Consider the following 20,571-nt stretch of genomic DNA (forward strand, 5'->3'; position numbering starts at 1 on the left):
AGCTGGAAGCTGAGTAATTAAGCCTCTGACCGGGCGTTTTGCTCACTCTGCACTAAGCTAGTGGCTATATCTGCCCGTGCGGCTCTTATCTTCAACCCGTACCGTGTACTCTAGTATGCGGTACGGGTTGAGTCTTTTAAGGCTTTCACCTGTACCGGGGCACTCTGTGTATACGGCGCATATAAGACAGCGCGTATAGGGCATAGTGTATTCACTCCTCGTTAGTATTCGTTGATTCGCAGCTGTTCACCTCTCTTCAGCCTTTAGGATTGGTAGGGTATATGACCGAACATCACCCGCTCACCGCACAGGAGCGCATTCCCGGCTCCACCCGCATTATGGGTGTGGACCCGGGTCTTACGCGCTGCGGTATGTCCATGGTGGATATGACCGCAAACCGCAAGGCGCACTTTGTCAATGTGGGTATTGCCGGAACCCTGCCTGCCGAGTCCCTGGACCAGCGTATTCTCAAGATTTTTAATGCAACCCAGCAGTGGCTGCGCGTGTACCGCCCCGATGCCCTGGCGATTGAGCGTGTTTTTGCTCAGGAGCAGGTTAATACGGTTATTGGTACCTCCCATGCTTCGGGTGCGGTGATTGCTGCGGCGGCTTCTGCCGGTGTGCCGGTTTTCTTTCATACGCCCTCGGAGGTGAAGGCGGCGGTCACCGGTTCGGGTCGTGCGGATAAGGCGTCGGTGGGTCGTATGGTCACGCGTATTCTTGGTTTGGAGCGTATGCCTAAGCCTGCCGATGCTGCCGATGCGCTCGCCATTGCTATCTGTCACGGCTGGCGTGGCGGTGGCATTGGTTCGGGTGTGAATATGGCGGCGCAGACTCAGACGCACCAGGGTTCGCGCCCGGTTGCCTCCCGCGCGTCGAATTTGACCCCGGCACAGAAGCTTTGGATGGAGGCGGAGGCTCGCGCCCGTCGCTAGAGTCACCTCGCCATATCAACCTCTGGATAGCGCTCTCGCTAGGGGAGTATTGTGCTATCGATAATCTCTCCTTTCTGCTGTGAAATAGTTGGATAGCCGGTATCTGCCCTGACCCGATCGATTGCTGATACCCCAAACTTAGCAGAGATTTTCGATTATTTTCGACGCAACACGCCGAATATGTTTGATTTTTGTAAAGATGTTCTAATATACTGGGTCTAAGTACTTCACGAAAGGACCGCGCATGATTGCCTCCCTGACCGGTAGAATCAGCCAATTGGGGCTCGATCACCTGATTATTGATGTCAATGGTTTCGGCATGCTGGTACACGCCACCCCGCGCACTATTGCAACTCTGCGCACCGGCCAGGAAACCACCATTTTGACCGCAATGATCGTGCGCGAAGAGTCCATGACCCTGTACGGTTTCGCCGAGCCCGCCGAGCGTGCCGTGTTTGAAATGTTGATTTCTGTTTCGGGTATTGGTCCGCGTATTGCTATGGCTGTGCTGAATGTTCACACCGCTAGCGATGTTGAGCGTGCGGTTGCCACCGGTGACGATAAGGCCTTTACCAAGGTGCCCGGTATTGGTCCTAAGGGTGCGCGTCGCCTGGTGCTTGAGCTTGCCGGTAAGCTGATCCTGGCGGATGGTCAGAGCGATGAGCTGCCCCTGGCTCAGGGTGTGGTGTGGAAGCCTCAGGTGCTGGATGCTCTGGTCTCCCTGGGCTGGAGTGAGAAGGACGCAACCGCCGCCATTGACAACTATGTCAAGCACCACCCGGAGTCCGAATCCGCTGCCGTGGCGGTGGCTCTGCGCGGTGTACTTGCCTCCCTGGGTACTCAGAATACGATTGGTCGACACTAAGGAAAGCCTATGAGCGAAGATCCCTATACTTCGGCGGTGAACCCCGCCCCGGCTCAGCGCCTGGTCGCCATGGAAGAAGAGCCCGAAGAGAAGATGATTGAGGCGGCCCTGCGCCCCAAATCCCTGGATGATTTTGTGGGTCAGTCCCGCGTGCGCAAGCAGCTCTCCCTGGTGCTGGAGGCGTCGAAAATGCGCGGCCGTAGCGCCGACCACGTGCTGCTCTCGGGCCCTCCCGGTCTGGGTAAAACCACCCTGGCAATGATTATTGCCGCCGAGATGGAGGCGCCCCTGCGTATTACCTCCGGCCCGGCTATTCAGCATTCCGGCGACCTGGCAGCAATCCTGTCTTCCCTGACCCCCGGCGAGGTGCTCTTCTTGGATGAAATCCACCGTATGAGCCGTCCCGCTGAGGAAATGCTCTATATGGCAATGGAAGATTTCCGCGTGGATATTGTGGTGGGTAAGGGCGCCGGTGCGACCTCTATTCCGCTGGAACTGCCTCAATTTACCCTGGTGGGTGCAACCACCCGCGCGGGTCTGCTGCCCGGCCCCCTGCGTGACCGTTTCGGTTTTACCGGTCACCTGGAGTTTTATTCGGTTCCTGAGCTGGAGCTGGTGCTGCGCCGTAGCGCCGGTCTGCTGGATATGAAGATTACCTCCGAGGGCTTTACCGAGATTGCCGGTCGTTCTCGCGGCACCCCGCGTATTGCTAACCGCCTGCTGCGCCGCGTGCGCGACTGGGCTCTGGTGAACGGCGTGGACTATGTCAACGCTTATGATGCAGCAACCGCTCTGGATATGTATGAGGTGGACTCCCGCGGTTTGGATCGTCTGGACCGTGCCGTGCTGGAGGCTCTGATTCACAAGTTTGGTGGTGGCCCGGTGGGTCTGTCCACTCTGGCTATTGCTGTGGGTGAAGAGACCGAGACTGTGGAAACCGTTGCCGAACCGTACCTGGTGCGTGAGGGTCTGATTGGTCGTACTCCTCGCGGTCGTGTGGCGCTACCGGCGGCATGGGAACATCTGGGGCTTGAGCCTCCGGAAATTTCCCTCTAGGGTTCATCCAAAATTTCATATAGGCGTGCCCCGGTGCAGTGCTTTCCGATAACAGGGGAGGCACTGTACCGGGGCACGGCTATATCCAATATCACATTTAATACTTAAAACCCACGTCATAAAGTGTTCACATAACCTCTCCGTCCCGAAAAACACGCAAAAACTAAGGCGTACCTGAGAAATTTTTGTGCATTGAGCGTATTCGGTAGGGGATTAGCCCCCTCCTCACGTAGGATGGATAGGTAACATTACCTGCACTCTACCCTCGCGCACCCGCGCCAACCATAGGGTAGAAAGCACATGAACGAAAAGAGATGTGATGAATTCAGCCGTACTGCTTATTATGTTCGCGCTGCTGGGTCTGATGATGTTTTTCCAGATCCGCACCCAGAAGAAGCGCTTCAACCAGCAGCAGCAGATGCGCGCTAACCTGGCACCCGGCAACCGCGTCATGACTACCGGCGGCCTGTTCGGTACCGTGGTTGATATTGACCGTGAAGAGGGCACCATCGACCTGGAAGTTTCCGAAGGTGTTGTCGTGACCTACCACCTGAGCGCTATCTCCACCATTGCCGGTAGCGAGCAGGCAGCAGCCGAGGCCGAAGAGACCGAGCAGGTTTCTGAGGATTCCGACCAGCCGGCAGAGACCGCTGAAACTTCGGCAACCGAGCCGAAGCAGAACTAAATAATGTGCATGCCGCAGCGCAGGCTCTCTCCATCGGACGGTGAAGAGTGCCGGTGCTGCGGCTAACGGGTAGAAAGGACAAGAATGGCTCAGCGTTCACCGCTTGCCAGCGCGCGCCGCGCGTTTGTCTCGATGATCCTGCTCATGGTTATTCTGGCGGGTGGCATTTTTGGTTCCACCTTTGCCGGCGGCTCGTGGGCAGCAAAACTAGCATTGGACCTTTCCGGTGGTACCCAGATGATTCTGGCGCCCAAGGTCAATGGCTCCACCGATTCCTCGGTTTCTCAGGAGCAGCTGGAACAGGCCGTTGCGATTATCCGTCAGCGTGTTGACGGTGCCGGCGTGTCCGAGGCTGAGGTGACCACCTCTTTCGGCTCCGGCAGCAATGTGGTTGTTTCGGTTCCGGGCACCATTAGCTCCGAGACTCGCTCCCTGATTCAGGCGTCGGCAAATATGACTTTCCGTGCGGTGCTGACCTCCGGCGCCCCGGCGGCTGTGACTGAGGATGCGCGCCTGGCAGATGATAAGCTGCCCAAGCCCACCGCCGAACCGACCAATGGTTCGGACACCAACTGGATCACCGCGGAACTTTGGCGCGAATACGAAGCTAAGGACTGCACCGCTGTCTCCAATGAAGAGGCTGCTCAAGATCCTTCCAAGGCTGTGGTGGCATGTTCCAAGGACGGCACCGAGAAGTACATTCTGGGTCCGGTTGAGCTGAATGGCTCCTCGATTTCTAACGCCAGCTATTCTCAGGAAACCACCGGTAATGGTGTGACCACCGGTCGCTGGGCTGTGAATATTGAATTTAATTCCGAGGCACGCGACACCTTCCGTGACGTGACTGCTCGTCTGAACGAGATCCGAGGCACCAACCCCTCTGATCCTCGCGCACGCTTTGCAATTATGCTCGACGGCAAGGTGCTCTCCTCCCCGGTATCCCAGGCAGTAATCGCCGACGGCAAGCCGCAGATCACCGGTAACTTCACCGAGCAGGAAGCTAAGCAGCTGGCAGACCAGCTTAAGTACGGTGCATTGCCCATTAGCTTCACCATCCAATCCGAGCAGCAAATTTCGGCAACCCTGGGTGGCGAGCAGCTGCGCGTGGGTCTGCTGACCGGCCTGATCGGTCTGCTGCTGGTGTTCGTATACTCCCTGTTCCAGTACCGACTGCTCGGCTTTGTCACCATGGCATCGCTGGTGGTTGCGGGCATTATCTCCTATGAGGCAATCGTGCTGCTGGGCTGGGCAATGAACTACCGCCTGTCCCTGGCGGGCGTTGCCGGTCTGATTGTGGCGATCGGTGCGACCGCCGACTCGTTCATCGTGTATTTTGAACGAATCCGTGACGAGATTCGCGCCGGACGCACCATCCCCTCAGCGGTCAACCACGGTTGGAAGCGTGCATCGCGCACCATCCTGGCGTCCAAGGCAGTGAACCTGCTCGCCGCAGTGGTGCTCTACGTGGTCTCCGTGGGCTCGGTGAAGGGCTTCGCCTTCACCCTGGGTCTGACCGCAATTGCCGACCTGGTGGTCGTGTACCTATTCACCCACCCGGTGCTGACCCTGCTGGCAAACACCCGCTACTTCGGTGAGGGTCGCCGCCACTCCGGTCTGTCTCCCGAATCCCTGGGGGCTGTGCCCTTCTACCGTGGCGCGGGTCGTACCCGCAAGCCTGAGGAGAAGGAGCAGACCCTGGCAGAGCGCAAGGCAGCCGAGCGTAAAGCAGCCGCCGAGGCAGAAGCCGCAGAGCAGGGTGCATCCGACACTGTAGCGAAGGAGGCGTAACATGGCTGAAACCACCGTCAAGCCCAATGTATTCGCACGTTTTGGTAACGACCTGCACTCCGGCAAGCGTTCCTACCCCTTCCTGGGTAAGCGCCGTCTGTGGCTCGGTCTTGCCGCGCTGCTCATGGCAATTAGCGTGCTGATTCCCGTGCTCGGCCCCGGCTTTAACCTGGGTATTGATTTCCGTGGCGGTTCGGAGTTCGTGGTCTCTAAGACCGAACACACCGATATTGCCACCGGCACCAAGATCATTCACGATAACGCCCCGAACGCCACCGATGTGCGCGTAACCAATATTGCCCCCGGCACTATGCGCGCACAGATGAGCACCCTCAGCGATGACGAGACCCTGAAGATTAAGCAGGCGCTGCAGGACGGCTACGGCGTGACCAGCGACGATGTGACCTCCTCCTTCGTGGGCCCGACCTGGGGTGCGGATGTCACCAACCAGGCGCTCTGGGGTCTGGTCGCCTTCGTGATTTTCGCGCTGATCGGTATGGCACTGTACTTCCGCACTTGGAAGATGTCGATTGCCGCTATCGCCGGTCTGCTCTTCACCGTGGTCGTGACCGTGGGTCTGTACGCAGCTTTTGGTTTCGAGATTACCCCGAGTGCGATCATCGGCTTCTTGACTATTCTGAGCTACTCGCTCTATGACTCCGTGGTGGTCTTCGATAAGATCCGCGAGAACACTGAAACCGTGTTTGAGCGTGAGGATTACACCTTCGAAGAGGAAACGAACCTGGCGGTCAACCAGACCCTGGTTCGCTCCATTAACACCGCAATCGTGGGTGTGCTGCCGGTCGGTTCGATCCTGTTCATCGGTGCGTTTATTCTGGGCGCCGGTACTCTGCAGGATCTGTCTCTGTCGCTGTTCGTGGGTATTCTGGTCGGCATGTTCGGTACCCTGTTCGTTTCGGCTCCGTTGTATGGCGCTTTGCGACTGGGGGAGAAGCCCATTGTTGAGCAGGCTGCTCGTGTTGAGGCAGCTCGTGCACAGAAGGGCTCTGACTCTTCTGACTCTGATAGCGATTCTGAGGATGATGAGGATGCACCGGCTGAGTCTAAGCCGAAGCGTGCGCCTCGTGTGGAGATTAACCTGGTCAATGTCACCGGTTAGTATCTGACTCGATTCTGTCTAAAGGGTGAGTAGTGTAAACACTACTCACCCTTTAGTGTATTCAGGTTTAAATTTCTGGTGTTGACATACTGTGAGTGTAGATAGTGTCTATTGAGTCATGTAATGCATGGCTCAATAGACACTTTGACCGCTCACAGACCGTCACAAAGTGTCACAAGCGGTTCGTTAGAACTGCATCCCATGCGGGTATTTCTACCCAACCGTCGCATACGCATCCAGAATCTATACCATCGACTCAATATTCACACGGCGGAGTGTTAAATTTTGCGTTGTGCTTCACAGAGCGTAGGATATAAATCATTCCGGTAACGCCATGGCGGCGTTGCATAATCAGTGTTTCAAGGAGTGTGCTATGAGCGGTTCGCATGTGATTCCTGATGGTTCTATGCCTAATTCTTCGCAGGAGTCTAAGCCGGTGCGCGGTTCGCATCGTGTGATGGCTGCGGGTCAGCGTGTTCCTGATCGTCTGGTTTTTGGTCGTACTGGTGCCGGGTATTCTGAGCAGGGTGTGCGTTTTTCGCCTCTGCTGGCGCCGGTGATTCGCGCGGTGCGTAAGTACCATCCGAATGAGGATGTTACGGTGCTGCAGCGTGCCTTTGAGGTGGCGGATCGTTACCATGTGGGTCAGAAACGTAAGAGTGGTGACCCGTATATTACTCACCCGGTGGCTGTGACGACTATTCTTGCCGAGATGGGTGCGACGGGCCCGACTCTGGCTGCCGGTCTGCTGCACGATACGGTGGAGGATACCGAGTACACTCTGGAGCAGCTCACTGAGGATTTCGGCGAAGAGGTCGCCTATCTGGTCGATGGCGTGACTAAGCTGGATAAGATGACCTACGGCGAGAACGCCTCGATTGAGACGGTTCGTAAGCTGGTGCTGTCCATGAGCAAGGATATTCGTGTGCTGCTCATTAAGCTGGCTGACCGTTTGCATAATGCGCGTACCTGGCGTTTTGTTCCGGCGAAGAGTGCTGCGAAGAAGGCTGAGGAGACGCTGAAGATTTACGCTCCTTTGGCGCATCGTCTGGGTTTGAACACGATTAAGTGGGAGCTTGAGGACCTGTCTTTTGCTGCCATGAGCCCGGAGATTTACGCCGAGATGGTGCGCATGGTCGGCGAGCGCACTCCTATGCTTGAGCAGTACCTGGAGCAGGCGAAGAGCACGATTATTGAGCGTCTGACTCAGATGGGTATTGAGGCGAGCGTGACGGGCCGCCCGAAGCATTATTATTCGATTCATCAGAAGATGAAGACTAAGGGCCGCAGTTTCGAGGAGATTAACGATATCCTTGCGGTGCGCATTATGGTTGAGGAAGAGAACGATTGTTATACGGTTCTTGGCCATGTGCTCTCCCTGTGGCCGATGGTTCCGGGTCGTTTTAAGGATTATATTAAGAACCCGAAGAATAACCATTACCAGTCGCTGCATTTGACGGCTGCGGGTCCTGGTGGTTTGCCGCTGGAGATTCAGATCCGCACCTTTAAGATGCATGAAGAGGCTGAGTACGGTGTGGCGGCGCATTGGCGTTATAAGGCGGCTTCTCGCGGTGAGAAGGTTGCTGAGGTTAAGCGTGAGCCGGGTACTCAGACCGCCGCCATGAATGTGGGTATTCTGCAGGCTATTGCTGAGATTTCGAATTCTAATCCTGAGTCTGAGAAGTTCTATGAGTCTCTGGCTGACACTCTGGATACTGATGAGATTGTGGTGCTGACCCCGACCGGTCAGGCTATTGCTCTGCCTGCCGGTTCCACCCCGGTTGATTTTGCCTATGCGATTCATACGCAGGTGGGTAATCGCACGGTGGGCGCTAAGGTTAATGGCCGTTTGGTGCCGTTGCATACTGTGCTGCCGACCGGTGCCACGGTTGAGATTATGACTACGAAGAATGAGGATGCTTCGCCCAGTGAGGACTGGTTGAAGTTTGTGCGTTCTTCGCGTGCTCGTACGAAGATTCGTCAGCATTTTGCGAAGGAGCGTCGCCTAGAGGCGCTGGATCGCGGCCGTGATGCTTTGACTAAGAGTATGCGCCATAATGAGCTGCCTCTGCAGAAGATGATGAGCGCTGATTTGATGTTGCAGACCGCTCAGCATTTCCATAAGAATGATGTGGCTGCTCTGTATCGTGCGATTGGTGATTCTGAGCTGGCTGCGCGCGATGTTGTGGATGCCATGGTGGAGATTTACCGTGGCGACACCTCTCCGCAGTCGAGCGAGGATATTAGTACCTTTGATGAGGCTCTACTGAAGCAGACTCGCCGCCCGGAGAGCGATAACGGCATTATTGTGCCCGGTGCTGAGGGCGTGCTGACTCGTATTGCGCGCTGCTGCACTCCGGTGCCGCCGGATGAGATTGTGGGCATTGTGACTCGTGGTTCGGGTATTAGTGTACACCGTAAGGATTGCCCGAATATGCGCCATGCTGATGAGGAGCCGCGCATGACTGAAGTTGCCTGGGCGCCCTCGTCGGATACGACGTACCGCGTGCAGGTGCAGGTTGAAGGTCTGGATCGTAAGGGCCTGCTCAATGACCTGATTCGCGTGATTTCTGAGGCTGGCGTGAATATCCTGGATGCTCGCGTGTACACTTCCGAGGATCGTATTGCGGTGGATCGTTTCACCCTGGAGCTGGCGGATCGTTTCATGCTGGAGTATGTATTGAACGTGATTCATAATGTGGCTGGCGTGTATAAGGCGTATCGCCTCACGGGTTCTAAGCCTGCGGACGCCTAAATCTCTGCGCGCCCGGCACCCGGTGCGGTACAATTGAGATATGACTGAACCTCGTATTGAACTAACTCGCCTGCTGGACGCTTTGAGCGCGCATCTGACCGCTGTGGAGAATCGCCGCGGTGAGCAGGACCCCGCCGTGGATGAGGCGTATGTTGCTATTGCCAACGCTTTTGAAGCGTACGAGGATGCTCTCTTCGACACCTACCATGAGGTGACCCCTCTGGATGTTTTCATTGAAGATGAAGACGATGAGGATGAAGAGTTCTTCCCCGAGGATGACGAGGAAGACGACGACGATATTGAGTACGTCGACTAATCTTTGACGCTTAGGGCGCTCGGGTATTGTACCCGGGCGCTTTTGCGTCTGCTGATTATCTCACTGACGGCGCGCTTTTACCGCACGCATGACGGGTACCCAGAGAAAGGATGAACCGTGGCTCCCGCATTCAACGACGACGCCCTGATTCTGCGCACCCAAAACCTCAAAGAGACCGACCGCATCATTATTATGCTCACCCGCGAACACGGCATGATCCACGCCGTGGCTAAGGGCGTGCGCAAACCCAATTCGAAGTTCGGCGCTCGCCTGGAGCCTTTTATGCATTCCTCGCTGGCGCTAAACACCGGCCGCGGATCCCTGTACACGGTCACTCAGGCGGTTACGGTGCACCCTTATTCCAGCGCGATTGTTGCCGATTATGCGCGTTTTGGCTGCGCGGCGCTTATGGCGGAGCTGGCGGAGAAGCTGTGCACCGACAGCCCCCTGGAGGATACGCATCCGCATTTTGGCCTGCTGCACGGGGCGATGGCGGCACTGGCGCGCGGGGAGCATGTGCCTCAACGGATCCTTGCCAGCTATATGATGCGCGCCCTGGCTCTGGCGGGTTGGCAGATGGTTTCTGAGAGTTGCACCGTGTGCGGTAGGAACCTGCTGGATGACTCGCGCGGTGCTTTCCACACGGCGGGTGTGTACGGTGAGTTTGGTTTGCTCTGTGCCGATCACGCCGCTGGAGTGGAGGTGCCCCTGGTTCGTTTGCCCGCTTCTCGTCTGTGCCTGCTGCTGGCGTTATTGCGAGGGGATTGGGCTGCGGTTGATCCTGCCGTACCCGCCGAGTGCGCTAAGCTGCTGGATTTGGTGCTAACCACCACCCAGAATCTCTTGGAAGCACCGCTAAAAACCGCGTTGACTTTGGAAAGCGAAGCCTAGGGGCATAATTTTCACCCGCTGCACAGCCTGCGCATAGCCACACGCCCCGCTCAAGGCGGTAGAATGGTAGGGAACTCTATCCTCGGATATATCCCCGTGAAAGGTTTATCGTGCCCGTCAAACCCTATGCGCATCCTTCGGGAGCTACCGCCCCGGCGATTCCCCGCAAGTTCATCCCTCAGCACGTGGCTGTGGTTATGGACGGCAACGGCCGCTGGGCCAATGAACGCGGATTGCCGCGCACCGAGGGCCACCGCGCGGGCGAGGCGGCACTGCTGGACGTTGTTGCCGGCGCCATTGAAATGGGCATTCCCTATGTGAGCGCCTATGCCTTCTCCACCGAGAACTGGAAGCGCTCGCCCAGTGAAGTCGCCTTTATTATGCGCTATTCCACCGAGGTGCTCGCGCGCCAGCTGGAAACTCTCAAATCGTGGGGTGTGCGTATCCGCTGGGCGGGTCGTCGACCCAAGCTGTGGAAGAGCGTGATTGAGATGCTCGAAAAGTGCGAGCGCGAAACCATTAATAACACCGTATGCACCCTGACCATGTGCGTGAACTACGGTGGCCGCGCCGAAATCGCAGACGCCGCCGCAGCACTGGCTGAGGATGTTGCCGCCGGGCGTCTGAAGCCCTCCAAGGTGGATGAGAAGACCTTCGCCAAGTACCTGGACGAGCCGGATATGCCCGATGTTGACCTTTTCCTGCGCTCTTCGGGCGAGCAGCGCATTTCGAACTTCCTGCTCTGGCAGAGTGCGTACGCCGAGTTCGTGTTTATGGATGTACTCTGGCCCGATGTTGACCGTCGAACCCTCTGGCGTGCGGTGCTGGAGTACGCCAGCCGAGACCGCCGCTACGGTGGCGCGGTGGATGCGGTCAATACCGACCCGCAGAACCCCGCCGACGCCCTAGACCCGGCAGATAACGCTTAATATAGACCTATAACCCACATATTTTGAGGAGCGCCCATGCGTATTTACCCCACGATTTTCAAGCTGGTTTTTGAAAAGATGGACCCCGAGAAGGCTCACCACATTGGCTTCTGGGGTGTTCAGACTCTGAAGTCCCTGGGTATTTCTCGCGCTCTGCGCTCCTACCTGCAGCCGGACGCTTCCCTGCGCACCCGCGTCATGGGCATTGATTTCCCCTCGCCTTTTGGTCTGGCGGCTGGTTTCGATAAGGGCGGTAAGGGCATTGCTGCTCTGGCGGCTCTGGGCTTTGGCCATGTTGAGATTGGTACCATTACCGGTCAAGCTCAGCCGGGCAACCCGCAGCCGCGCCTCTTCCGCCTGGTGGAGGATCGCGCCGTGATTAACCGTATGGGTTTCAATAATGACGGTGCCGCCGCTGCCGGTCCGCGTGTGGCTGCTGCCCGCGCCGATCTGGAGGCGGAATACCCTGCTTCCTCCCGCCCGGTCATTGGTGTGAATATTGGCAAGACCAAGGTCGTTGAGCTGGAAAACGCTATTGACGACTACCTGATTTCTACTCGCACCCTGGCGCCCCAGGCGGACTACCTGACCGTGAACGTGAGCTCCCCGAACACCCCGGGTTTGCGTTCCTTGCAGTCCATTGAGGCGCTGCGCCCGCTGCTGGCTGCCGTGCGCGCCGAGGCGGATAAGGTCGTGCCGAACCGTCACGTGCCGCTGACCGTGAAGATCGCACCGGATCTGGCGGATGAAGACGTGATTGAGGTGGCTCGCCTGGCGAAGGAACTGAAGCTAGACGGCGTGATTGCTACCAATACCACCATTGCACGTGAGGGTCTGGGTCTGCGCTCGGATATGTCTAAGGTGAAGAATATTGGTGCCGGTGGTCTGTCCGGTGCGCCTTTGAAGCCGCGCTCGCTGGAGGTTCTGTCCCTGCTGAAGAAGGAGATTGGGGACGAGCTAGCGATTATCTCTGTGGGTGGCGTGACCGATGCTCGCGATGTGCAGGAGCGTTTGGATGCGGGCGCTGATTTGGTGCAGGGTTACACTGCGTTCTTATATGAGGGTCCGTTCTGGGTTGCTCGTATTAACCGCGGTCTGGCGAAGCTGCGCCGATAATTCTTCTCGAAAATCATTCAAACACTCAAAAATCCCCCGCCTCCGTAGAGAGCGGGGGATTAGTGCATATGAAAGATACAGTGATTTACTTCGGGTACTGACCGTACTCAACCTGCGGGTCGGGGCGGCGGAAACGACGAGGAACCATCACACGGTTAAAGGCGTACATGCCATTACCGCGACCGGAGCCACCGAATTTATCAATCAGCTTCTTCTTGAGCTTGCGCCACATGATGAAGTAGTCAATCAGCCACAGACCGATCAGGCCGTACATTGCGTACACCATGAAACCGTATAGTCCCGGAGCCAGCACCGGAATCAGGAAGCTGACCAGGAACACAACCATCAGGGCGTAGAGCATGTAATCGCCCAGGTTGCGGCGCGCATCAATGTAGTCGCGGATATAGCGGCGGTCCTTACCCTTATCCACGGCAGGCAGGTAGCGCTCATCACCGGTGCGCATTGCCTCGTTCTGGCGGGCGCGCGCCTCACGCAGCTCTTCACGCTCACGCTCCTTTGCCACCTTACGGTCAGCGTTTACCAGAGGCTGCTTACGTGCGGCAACCTGAGCGTCACGCTTAGGGGTGGGCTTGCCCTTCTTAGGGGTGAATTTGGGGTTGGTGGGCTCTTCTACCTCAACCTCAATCACCTCCGCGGTGGTTTCGGGCTCTACTGCTTCTTTCTTTTTGCCAAACATACCTCCCATCATACCCAATCATGGGCGTCAACCGGTATTGTGTACCGTATTTCAAACAGATATCACGCCCTGCAGAGCCCGAGCCGTTTCATAAGCGTCCGATCAGAGTGTGCACAAGCGCATAAAAGTACGCGACGGGACTATGATAGAGACATGACTACCTTTGAATTTAGCCACGCTGATGCCCTCAAAGAGGCAATTGAGCAGCGTTTTGACCAGACCCTGCAGCGACTGAGCGAATTGGTCGCCATTCCTTCGGTTGCCTGGGAAAGCCACGATTTGAGCCAGGTGCAGCGCAGCGCCGAGAAGGTGCGTGAGTTGGCGCTCGCCGCAGGTTTTGAGAATGCTGCCCTGTACACTGCCGAGTACACTGCTGAAGACGGCACCGTCAAGACCGGCATGCCCGCGGTTCTTGCGTCCCGCCCGGCTGCGGCAGGTTACCCGACCATTTTGCTCTATGCACACCATGATGTGCAGCCCGCAGGGGATGAGTCCCTGTGGGACACCCCGCCCTTTGAGACCGTGCGTAAGGGCGATCGTCTCTACGGTCGCGGCGCTGCCGATGATAAGGCGGGCGTGCTGCTGCACCTTGCCGCCCTGGAGGCTGTTTCGACTGTGCTGGGCGATGATTTTAAGCTCGGCATTAAGCTCTTTATTGAGGGTGAGGAAGAAGCAGGTTCCCCCTCCTTTGAGTCCTTTGTGAACACCTACCGCCAGCAGCTGGACGCTGACTATATTGTGGTGGCGGATTCTTCGAATTGGCGTGCCGGTGTGCCCGCACTAACCACCTCCCTGCGCGGTGTGGCTTCCGGCGTGATTGAGGCGCGCGTGGGCTCTCACGCCCTGCATTCGGGTGTCTTTGGCGGCCCGCTGTTGGATGCGCACACCGTCCTGGCGCGCCTGATCGCTACCCTGCATGATGCTCAGGGTTCGGTAGCTATTGAGGGTTTGAGTCGTCGCGATGATCAGCAGATTGAATACGCCGAGGCTGATTTCCGCGCAGACTCCGGCGCCCTGGAGCAGATGAGCCTGGCGGGTACCGGCTCCATTGCCTCCCGCCTGTGGACCCAGCCGGCTGTTTCGGTCATCGGTTGGGATATTCCCTCGGTGGCTCATTCTTCTAATACTTTGGCGGCGGTTTCACGCGCGATTATTAGTGTGCGTCTGGCGCCGGGCACCGACCCTCAGGTAGCTCATCAGGCCATTGAGGCGCATCTGCAGCAGCACGCGCCGCTGAATGCGCAGATTACCTACAGCCCGCAGGATTCGGGTCAGCCTTTTGATATTGATGTGGACTCCTACGGCGCTCGCCTGGCGTTGGCTGCTTTTGAGCGTGCCTGGGGTGTGCAGCCGGTTAAGGCGGGTATGGGCGGTTCCATTCCGTTCATTGCAACCCTGAAGCAGGTGTTCCCGCAGGCTCAGATTCTGGTGACCGGTATTGAGGATCCGGATACTCGCGCTCATAGCGCTAATGAGTCGCTATATGTACCAGATTTGCTGCACGGTATTGTGGCGGAGGCTCTGGTTCTCTCCGAGCTGAGTAAGTAAAGTAACCGACACATAGCAATGAAGAACAGTGTGTGTGCGGGAATAACCCGAGCGCAATATCTGTTCTACAGCATAAGAGTATGCCCGCAGCACTGCCCCTAGGGGCAGTGAGCGCATCGCACGCCCAGGGCGAACGTGTACGACACTACGGTCGCCCTGGGTTGATAGCCGGGCGCAATGGGCGTAACGTTAAGCCTAGACCATAAAACTCGTATGAACCATACAGGATTTTCATGCGGGGGAACGAAAGGACAACTATCATGACTGAAACTGTCGAACTGCCCACCCACGGCGTTGAACTGACCGAAGTTGCACAGACCAAGGTTCGCACCCTACTCGAGCAGGAGGGTCGCACCGACCTGCGCCTGCGCATTGCTGTGCAGCCCGGCGGCTGCTCCGGCCTGATCTACCAGCTCTACTTCGACGAGCGTACCCTGGATGGCGACGCAGTGCGCAACTTCGGCGACGGCGTTGAGGTTATCGTGGACCGCATGAGCGCACCCTACCTGGATGGCGCATCCATCGACTTCGAGGACACCATTGAGAAGCAGGGTTTCTCCATTGACAACCCGAACGCTCAGGGCTCCTGCGCTTGCGGTGACTCCTTCAACTAAAGATCACCCTATAGCCTAAACACTCTCAAACCGCGGTGCTCTCTCCTGTGCAGGAGGCAGTGGCACCGCGGTTTTACGTTCCCAGTAGGTCTATCAGCACGCGGAAAAACACCCCTACCGGTACGCACATAGGGCACACATGCAGAAACCTTCGAGAGGAATATGAGAACACCTCAACCGTATCGGGCGTGATACCCTGGAATCATACACTCAACACAGCCCTTGACCCACTCACGCACCAAGAAAACACTATGAACGCATCACAGCTCCGCCGCGCCGCAGCCCTCGCGCTCGCAGGCATCTCCTCACTCACCCTGACCTCCTGCGCGGAAGATACCAGCAGCCAGAAAATCAAAAACGAACACGTTATCGCTTGGGAAGACGCCCAAGTATCCGCCCCGAACCAAATCGTGTTCACCGTTGTGGAGAAACCCGGGCAGTGCGTGAGTATCCGTCACGTACAGGAAGAATCCAAAGGCGTTGTGCGCGTGGCGCTGATTGCAGGAGAACGCTCCGGTGCACCCGACTTCTGCGCAAACGCAATCCGCGGCGGACGCACCTACACGGTCTCCACTGTTCAGCCCGCCAAGAATCTGACCATTGAGGCAATTGACCCTTCCGCTGTACCCATAAACGATAACTAACCCCTGCGCGATACCTCACCCGGTGCCTAAAGAGGGCCCGGGCGGTACTCGCGTCCCGTCCGGGCGTGGGATTCACGAGGCTACACGTACCCTGCCGCGGGTGCAGGCACATATACAGTGCGCTTGCACCCGCGGCATCATGGTATAGAGGGATGTAGACACGCACCCGCCCTGCGCGCTAAGGTTAGTATAAGTACCATGTATTCGCCGAAGAATACCGCCATATAGCGTTCTCGCGGCGAATCATAGCATTACTATGTCGAAGGAGACCGCCATGCCCACCAGCGCAGAACACACCATCTCACGCCGTACCTGCTGCGCCCTACTCATTCCCGTAGCGCTTGCAACCTTCAGTGCATGCTCTTCAGAATCCACTCCGAGCACCGGGGCAGGGAATGCATCCGCATCCCTCAGCGCGAGGGCTGCATCGACCGCACAAGAATCCTCAGGCACGGCTGCCCGTCGTGAGGGTAATGATGCTCGGCATAGTGCTGGAACTCAGGAGCGTGTGCTTGAGTATACGTATCGTGTGACTGGTGAGCATGAGCTGACGTTTGAGGTTCAGCCTAGTGATCGTAGCTGTACTCAGTTGCGTTGGGTTTTTAGCGAGGAGAATGGTGTTTTCTCTATTGCTTTTGTTGAGGGTGTGCGTGCTGATGGTTCTGATGTGTGTACTTTGGAGGCGTGGGTGTCGACGGTTCATTTTGAGACTGTCGCCCCGGCACGCAGCCTGAAGGTGCAGCCTCTTAGCGCCGACAGGGCTCAGCTTAACCGCTAAACCGCATAGAAGAGTCCCCACACACTGTAGAGTGCGTGGGGATTCTCCATTTATTCGGAATCCTGCGCCTTGCGTGCTCGGTGTGCGTGTGCGGGACTTTACTATACTCCTTTTGAGTTTTCCACTGTACGAGCGGTGGTCAAATGCCCGGTGTTTACCCCATAAAATACTCAACACACACCCGACACATGATCGCTCAAACGACCTATCCACCAGTCACCAAACACACCCGGTATAATAGACCGGTTACAGGCGCTCGCACAGCACCACCGTCCACACCCACAGGGGAGAAACACCATGCCCAAACAACCCACCGGCGACACCGCACCCCTAGACGGCATCATCCCCGCACACAGCGCGCACGGCACCGCAGAACGCGACTTCAGCCTATACATTCACATACCTTTCTGCACCATCCGCTGCGGCTACTGCGACTTCAACACCTACGCCACCGAAGACTTCGGCAACAATATCGGCATCACCACCTACGCCCAAGACGCCATCGCAGAAATCATCTTCGCCGCCAAAACCCTCCAGACCTCCGGAGTAGCACCGCGCAAACTGCACAGCATCTTCTTCGGCGGAGGCACCCCCACCAAACTACCCGCCCGCGACCTCGTCGCCATCCTGCAGGCAGCACGCGATATCTTCGGCATCCACGAAGGCGCCGAAATCACCACCGAAGCCAACCCCGACTCCGTCACCGAACAAGACCTATACACCCTCGCACAGGGCGGATTCACCCGCGTCTCCTTCGGCATGCAATCCGTCGAACCGGCAGTACTCAAAGTCCTCGACCGCACCCACGAACCCGCCAACGTCCCCAAAGTCATCACCTGGGCACACAACGCAGGCCTACAAGCATCCGTAGACCTGATCTACGGCACCCCCGGCGAAACCCTGCAGCAATGGGAAAACAGCCTGGACGCCGCCATCAGCTACCAGCCCGACCACATCAGCGCATACTCACTGATTGTCGAAGAAGGCACCAAACTCGCCGCACAAATCCGCCGTGGCGAATACACCATGCCCGACAACGACCTCATGGCAGACATGTACCTGGCAGCCGAAAACAAACTCACCGCAGCCGGATACCACTGGTACGAAGTCTCCAACTATAGCCGCGACGAACACACCCGCAGCACCCACAACCTCGCCTACTGGCGCAACCAAGACTGGTGGGGCATCGGACCGGGCGCACACTCCCACATCAACGGCACCCGCTGGTGGAACCTCAAGCACCCCGTACCCTACACCAATCGGGTACGCGCCGGACAATCCCCAGCCGCAGCACGCGAAACCCTAGACAGCACCACGCGCATTTTCGAAGAAATCATGCTCATGATCCGCGTCAAAGAAGGTCTGCCCGTACACACCCTGCTACAGGTACACGAGGCGCCCGCCCTAGACGTCTCCCTGCGCTGGCTCGTATCCCAGGGACTCATTGAGGCAGACGTGCTCAATCCGGCGGGTGAGGCGCTCGCCGACTCCACCGTGCGCCTAACGCTCAAGGGCCGACTGCTGGGGGACGCCGTGACGCGCGAGCTACTCCCGGACCTCTAGACCGCTAGATCCATTGTCCTCGCCTCCCACGGGATGCACCCTGTAAAGGCTGCACTCGGGCGCTCGCGGCGAGCAGTACGAGAGTGTTGCTCGCCGCGCAACGAGGTGGGGGAGTGTGTGGGTTTGGGCTCGCTCGGTCTCAAGAACCCACGCGGATTTTAGTCCATTTTTCGGACTGTTATACCCTCAAGTGTCGGGTGAACGTGATAGTATTACACCTGGTCATAGCGTTTTTCGTAACACTATGTATATACCCCATAGTTAATTTTGTTAAATATGTCACATTATACGGGTGTAAAATCAAACTCTGCACGTTGATTACGAGGGTTGGTCTCGAGAATCCAAGCCAACATAAACCCTCAACTGCCTCTTGATGGATTGATAAGTCTCTACCTAAAGTAGACATATGCACCCGGCAGCCGGTATAGTAGTAACCGGCAAGACGTTTCTATGTCGACAGCATGTTTTCGTCTTTGCTGAAGTTGAGTGAATATGGTTGTGGACCTCCAAGTAATTGGGGGTCCACAGTCATTTAACACCACTCTACTAATCCGAGCGGTGACGTGTTTTATCCAATGGCGGGCACAAGAAAAGCCCGCCACCTACGTGACGGGCTTCGTGTCTTTGCGCCGCTCAGGTCACTACACATCAGCAAGCAACCCTCAAAACCTCAGTGGTTTAGCGGAATAGGCGCACCACAAAACGGTAACGATAGGGGTTACCACTATTGACATGCACACCGGCGCGCATAGCACCGATCGCCATAAAGAGCCACACGAGCGCGGCAGCCAGCATCAAACCACTCGCCGAACCCGGCAGGATAATGCTCAGCACAATGCACACCGCAATCGCAATGCTCGGAATCAGGGTGAAGTTCACTGCCTCCAGAGATTCCTGCTCGGTAAAGGGTGCGTTCTTACGCTTGAGGTAGTACACCAGGGCGGGCGGGACAACGCCCATAATGCCGCTAAAGTGTGCAAAAGTAGCGGAATTGCGGTCTTGAATCACCGAAATGCGCTTGGCGGGCTTCACGGGCTGAGGCGCTGCCTGAGTCTGTTCAGCTACGGGGTTGGTAGTCACGACAATCCTGAATGTCTCGAAATGAATAGGGGTGAGTGAGTCGCCACGCGCATGCACGCAGCATTTCTATTGTACCGCGCGGCAGCTGCGACCAGAACCGTTTTCACTGCGCTGCACGCCACATTTGAGGCTCTGACTAGCGCAAATAGCGGGGGAGTAACTCCCCTTAAATCAGTGCCTATTCATCCACCATGCCGGTCACAAAATCAATCAGAGACTCCACCGGCCCCAGCAGGCTCGGCTGCAAATCCTTATAGGAATCCACGCGCGATAGAATCAGCTGCCAGGCGCGCGCAATATCTTCCTGAGTCTCATGGGGCTGCTGTAGCCGCGCCAGAGTACCCTTCTTGAAATCTTCACCGCGAGGCACCTGAGGCCACGCCTTGAGCCCCAGCTTTTCGGGCTTAATCGCCTGCCAAATATCAATAAAGGGGTGACCAACCACCTTCACATGGCGCGCCGCAGGCCCCAGGCTCGCCAGGGCTTCGCGCACAATGCGTTCTTCCTTAGTTCCAGGCACCAGATGATCCACCAGCACGCCAATACGGGCATTATCGGTGGGTTCAAAGGCGCGCAGGGCACCCGCCAAATCATCAATGCCGTGTAGGGGTTCCACAGCAACGCCCTCAACGCGCAGGTCGTGACCCCAGATTTTCTCCACGAGTTCCGCATCGTGCAGACCCTCAACCCAAATTCGTGAGGCGCGCGCCACACGGGCAGGGGAGTTGGTTACCGCATAGGAACCGGAGCGAGAGACCTGCTTAGCAGCCTTTCGGGGCGCCGGGGCAATGATTTCCACAGGCTGACCCTCCAGCAAATAGCCAGGACCCAGGGGGAATTTCTTACGGCGCAGCTTGGCGTCTTCCAGAGTGAAATAAAGGACGCCACCAATACGCTCCGCGGAAACAACTTCGCCGACCCACCCGGAGGCGGGATCTTCAAGCAGCATGCCGCGTTTGAGTTCAACTGTGGGTGCGGGAGCCGGGCGATGCGAACGTGCGGATGCATTAAGATCCTGAGCGCCCCAGGCATAGGGGTCAATGGGCTGATTGCTCAAAGCGGCTCCTTGGAAAACGGTGGCGACTGGTTTGGGGCATCTGCGCAAGACAGGAAACGGAGATACCAGTAGCTATTGTAAGCCAGGGCTGGGCTAAGCGGGTTGGCGCCCGCAAGCAGGGTTACACCTACGGC

19 protein-coding genes are annotated in these 20,571 nt (G+C 57.2%); 16 read left to right on the forward strand and 3 right to left on the reverse strand.

The genetic code is table 11. The annotated features are described in order from the left end of the window. Window positions 1-281 precede the first annotated feature (281 nt). The 11 genes from ruvC (at window position 282) to Q4P78_RS05530 (ending at window position 12,456) form a co-directional block, all read left to right on the forward strand. Window positions 282-935: a crossover junction endodeoxyribonuclease RuvC gene (gene ruvC, locus Q4P78_RS05480; RefSeq protein WP_303339350.1), complete on the forward strand. Its 654-nt coding sequence runs from the start codon at window positions 282-284 to the stop codon at window positions 933-935. Between the two features lie 244 nt (window positions 936-1,179). After that, entirely contained in the window at window positions 1,180-1,800 is a 621-nt protein-coding gene (gene ruvA / locus Q4P78_RS05485; protein WP_303339351.1) for a Holliday junction branch migration protein RuvA, read from the forward strand. A gap of 9 nt (window positions 1,801-1,809) precedes the next feature. Beyond that, window positions 1,810-2,856 carry a Holliday junction branch migration DNA helicase RuvB gene (gene ruvB, locus Q4P78_RS05490; protein WP_303339352.1) on the forward strand — a complete coding sequence of 349 codons (1,047 nt, stop codon included), beginning with the start codon at window positions 1,810-1,812 and terminating at the stop codon, window positions 2,854-2,856. Window positions 2,857-3,175: 319 nt separating this feature from the next. Beyond that, window positions 3,176-3,541, forward strand: a complete 366-nt coding sequence (gene yajC / locus Q4P78_RS05495; protein WP_303339353.1) for a preprotein translocase subunit YajC — start codon at window positions 3,176-3,178, stop codon at window positions 3,539-3,541. 84 nt (window positions 3,542-3,625) lie between these two features. Next, window positions 3,626-5,329, forward strand: a complete 1,704-nt coding sequence (gene secD / locus Q4P78_RS05500) for a protein translocase subunit SecD (RefSeq protein WP_303339354.1) — start codon at window positions 3,626-3,628, stop codon at window positions 5,327-5,329. 1 nt (window position 5,330) lies between these two features. Further along, a complete protein-coding gene (gene secF / locus Q4P78_RS05505) occupies window positions 5,331-6,449 on the forward strand; it encodes a protein translocase subunit SecF (RefSeq protein ID WP_303339355.1) in 1,119 nt (372 codons plus the stop codon). 373 nt (window positions 6,450-6,822) lie between these two features. Further along, on the forward strand, window positions 6,823-9,204 hold the full coding sequence (locus Q4P78_RS05510) for a bifunctional (p)ppGpp synthetase/guanosine-3',5'-bis(diphosphate) 3'-pyrophosphohydrolase (RefSeq protein WP_303339356.1): 2,382 nt from the start codon (window positions 6,823-6,825) through the stop codon (window positions 9,202-9,204). 40 nt (window positions 9,205-9,244) lie between these two features. Next, on the forward strand, window positions 9,245-9,520 hold the full coding sequence (locus Q4P78_RS05515) for a hypothetical protein (RefSeq protein ID WP_303339357.1): 276 nt from the start codon (window positions 9,245-9,247) through the stop codon (window positions 9,518-9,520). Window positions 9,521-9,637: 117 nt separating this feature from the next. Next, complete coding sequence (gene recO / locus Q4P78_RS05520) at window positions 9,638-10,411, forward strand: DNA repair protein RecO (RefSeq protein ID WP_303339358.1); 774 nt, start codon at window positions 9,638-9,640, stop codon at window positions 10,409-10,411. Window positions 10,412-10,521: 110 nt separating this feature from the next. Further along, on the forward strand, window positions 10,522-11,340 hold the full coding sequence (locus tag Q4P78_RS05525; RefSeq protein ID WP_303339359.1) for an isoprenyl transferase: 819 nt from the start codon (window positions 10,522-10,524) through the stop codon (window positions 11,338-11,340). A gap of 36 nt (window positions 11,341-11,376) precedes the next feature. Continuing rightward, the gene (locus Q4P78_RS05530; RefSeq protein ID WP_303339360.1) at window positions 11,377-12,456 is read left to right on the forward strand and encodes a quinone-dependent dihydroorotate dehydrogenase; all 1,080 of its coding nucleotides are present in this window, start codon (window positions 11,377-11,379) and stop codon (window positions 12,454-12,456) included. An 85-nt stretch (window positions 12,457-12,541) separates the two neighbouring features. On the opposite strand, the gene Q4P78_RS05535 is transcribed toward Q4P78_RS05530, so the two are convergent. Continuing rightward, a complete protein-coding gene (locus Q4P78_RS05535) occupies window positions 12,542-13,153 on the reverse strand; it encodes a DUF3043 domain-containing protein (protein WP_303339361.1) in 612 nt (203 codons plus the stop codon). A 153-nt stretch (window positions 13,154-13,306) separates the two neighbouring features. Here Q4P78_RS05535 and Q4P78_RS05540 point away from each other — a divergent pair, with 153 nt between their 5' ends. The 5 genes from Q4P78_RS05540 (at window position 13,307) to hemW (ending at window position 18,300) form a co-directional block, all read left to right on the forward strand. Further along, window positions 13,307-14,701 carry a M20/M25/M40 family metallo-hydrolase gene (locus Q4P78_RS05540; protein ID WP_303339362.1) on the forward strand — a complete coding sequence of 465 codons (1,395 nt, stop codon included), beginning with the start codon at window positions 13,307-13,309 and terminating at the stop codon, window positions 14,699-14,701. A gap of 260 nt (window positions 14,702-14,961) precedes the next feature. Beyond that, complete coding sequence (locus tag Q4P78_RS05545) at window positions 14,962-15,315, forward strand: iron-sulfur cluster assembly accessory protein (protein WP_303339363.1); 354 nt, start codon at window positions 14,962-14,964, stop codon at window positions 15,313-15,315. Between the two features lie 251 nt (window positions 15,316-15,566). Next, window positions 15,567-15,959: a hypothetical protein gene (locus Q4P78_RS05550; protein WP_303339364.1), complete on the forward strand. Its 393-nt coding sequence runs from the start codon at window positions 15,567-15,569 to the stop codon at window positions 15,957-15,959. Window positions 15,960-16,215: 256 nt separating this feature from the next. Continuing rightward, window positions 16,216-16,737 (forward strand): hypothetical protein, encoded by a 522-nt coding sequence (locus Q4P78_RS05555; RefSeq protein WP_303339365.1) that lies wholly within the window; start codon window positions 16,216-16,218, stop codon window positions 16,735-16,737. A 297-nt stretch (window positions 16,738-17,034) separates the two neighbouring features. Then, window positions 17,035-18,300, forward strand: a complete 1,266-nt coding sequence (hemW, locus tag Q4P78_RS05560; RefSeq protein WP_303339366.1) for a radical SAM family heme chaperone HemW — start codon at window positions 17,035-17,037, stop codon at window positions 18,298-18,300. Between the two features lie 678 nt (window positions 18,301-18,978). Here the strand turns inward: hemW and Q4P78_RS05565 are convergent. Next, entirely contained in the window at window positions 18,979-19,380 is a 402-nt protein-coding gene (locus Q4P78_RS05565) for a DUF4870 domain-containing protein (protein WP_303339367.1), read from the reverse strand. A gap of 178 nt (window positions 19,381-19,558) precedes the next feature. Next, entirely contained in the window at window positions 19,559-20,437 is an 879-nt protein-coding gene (locus Q4P78_RS05570) for a DUF3097 family protein (RefSeq protein ID WP_303339368.1), read from the reverse strand. Window positions 20,438-20,571 lie beyond the last annotated feature (134 nt).

The organism is Rothia sp. (in: high G+C Gram-positive bacteria) (assembly GCF_030540545.1).
Taxonomy (GTDB): domain Bacteria; phylum Actinomycetota; class Actinomycetes; order Actinomycetales; family Micrococcaceae; genus Rothia.